Genomic DNA, 2,105 nt, shown 5'->3' with positions numbered 1-2,105 from the left:
CCGGTATCCGCGCAAGCTGCCCGAGGTGCTGAGCGTCGAGGAAGCGGCGCGGCTGCTCGAAGCGGCGCCAGGCATCAAGTACAAGGCCGCGCTCGGTGTCGCCTATGGCGCCGGTCTGCGCGTGTCCGAGGTCGCGCATCTCAAGGTCGACGACATCGACTCGACACGCATGCTGATCCGCGTCGAACAGGGCAAGGGACGCAGGGACCGCAACGCCATGCTCTCGCCGCAACTGCTGGAACTGCTGCGACTGTGGTGGCGCGAAGGCAAGCGGCGCGGGGTGATGCTCCCGCATGGCTGGCTGTTCCCGGGGCGCAGTTGCATCGCGCCGATCTCATCGCGGCAACTGCATCGCGCGGTCCAGGAAGCAGCCGAAGTCGCCGGCATCCGCAAGCGCGTCAGCCCGCACACGCTGCGTCACAGCTTCGCCACCCACCTGCTTGAGCAGGATGTCGACATCCGCGTCATCCAGGTGCTGCTCGGGCACAGCAAGCTCGATACCACCGCGCTCTACACCAAGGTCTCGACCCGCACGATCCACGCGGTCGCAGGGCCGCTGGACCGGCTGATGGCGCTGATGGAAGGCAAGACGCCGTCCGGCTGAACCGGTGCGCGCCGACCTGGAGGTCGCCGATATCTTCCGTGCTGCCGGCCCCGGATACCGGGTCTCCCACGCCGGGCATCTGAGCCTGCAGCAGCTCAAGGTCATGTCGGCGATCGAACAGTGTCGCACCGCTGCATTGGGTGGTCATGTCGAAGCCTGTGCGGACTGCGGCCAATGGCGGATCGCCTATAACAGCTGCCGCAACCGGCACTGTCCCAGGTGCCAGGGCGCGGCCGCGCGTACATGGCTCGCCGAGCGCGAAGCCGACCTGCTGCCAGTCGGATACTTCCACGTCGTGTTCACGCTGCCGGCCGAGGTCGCCGAGATCGCGTTCCACAACAAGGCGCTGGTCTATGACCTGCTGTTCAAGGCGGCATCGGAGACCATGCTGACGATCGCGGCCGATCCCAGGCATCTCGGCGCGCGCATCGGCATCACCGCCGTGCTCCACACATGGGGATCGGCGATGACCCACCATCCGCATGTCCACATGATCGTGCCGGGCGGCGGCATCGCGCCGGACGGGAGCCGCTGGATATCGTCGCGCCCGGCCTTCCTGCTCCCGGTCAGAGTACTGGGCAAGTTGTTCCGCCGCCTGTTCCTCACCCGGCTGATCGCGCTGCACGACGCCGATCGGCTCGCCTTCTTCGGCACCCTTGCTCGTCTCGTCGAGCGGCAGGCCTTCCTGCGGCACCTGTCGCCGGTCCGGAACAAGCGCTGGGTGGTCTACGCCAAGGCGCCCTTCGCCGGGCCGGAAGCGGTGCTCGCCTACCTGTCGCGCTACACGCACCGGGTCGCGATCTCGAACCGCCGCCTGATCGCCTTCGACGAGGCTGGAGTCACCTTCCGCTACAAGGACTATCGCCGCGATGGTGTCGAGCGCCAGCGCGCCATGACGCTTGCCGCCGACGAGTTCATCCGCCGCTTCCTGCTCCATGTCCTGCCGCGTGGGTTCCACCGCATCCGTCACTATGGGCTGCTCGCCAGCTCCGCCCGCAAGGCCAGCCTCGCACTCGCGCGCGAACTGCTGAACGTCGATCTGCCGCCCCAAGACGACACTTCGGAAGAACCGGCTGACGTCCGCCGGCCTTGCCCTTGCTGCGGCGGACGCATGGTCGTCATCGAGAGGTTCGAACGGTGGGGCCAGCCTCGTGCACCGCCTGCCTCAAGAGCGCCGAACCGGGAGAACGCCCCATGACCCGGCATGACCAAGTTGCTCGTACGACCGCGCCACGCCGGCGCCGGTCAACAGGATCTTATGTGCACGTTGCCGTGGCGCTGGTCGTCACGCACACCAATCCCGTCGGAATCAACGCAACAGCCTCTGCGACCTGGCCCGGAAGCCGCTTCCACGACATGCCCGGCGCATCTTATGCAGAAGTTCGCGACAGCCGCTGGCGCACCCCGAGGCACAAATCCCCATAGGCAATCGCCTGCGGCCCGCGGGTTCCTGCATCAGAGACTTTCGTACGCCTGACGGCACCCGAAACCCTTCAGCAAT

At 67.0% G+C, this 2,105-nt stretch carries 2 protein-coding genes; both read left to right on the top strand.

What is annotated here, in order from left to right; translation table 11 throughout:
- Window positions 1–604 (top strand): tyrosine-type recombinase/integrase (locus NKJ94_RS37245; protein ID WP_352532743.1); only part of this gene is annotated, 604 nt, incomplete at its 5' end.
- Window positions 605–608: 4 nt separating this feature from the next.
- Window positions 609–1,802, top strand: a complete 1,194-nt coding sequence (locus NKJ94_RS37240; RefSeq protein WP_502897066.1) for an IS91 family transposase — start codon at window positions 609–611, stop codon at window positions 1,800–1,802.
- Window positions 1,803–2,105: the final 303 nt, after the last annotated feature.

This window comes from Mesorhizobium sp. M0060, from assembly GCF_040323155.1.
Classification (GTDB): Bacteria; Pseudomonadota; Alphaproteobacteria; order Rhizobiales; family Rhizobiaceae; genus Mesorhizobium.
Note: the sequence above shows the minus strand (reverse complement) of the source record. Positions and strands in the feature narration are given on the sequence as shown.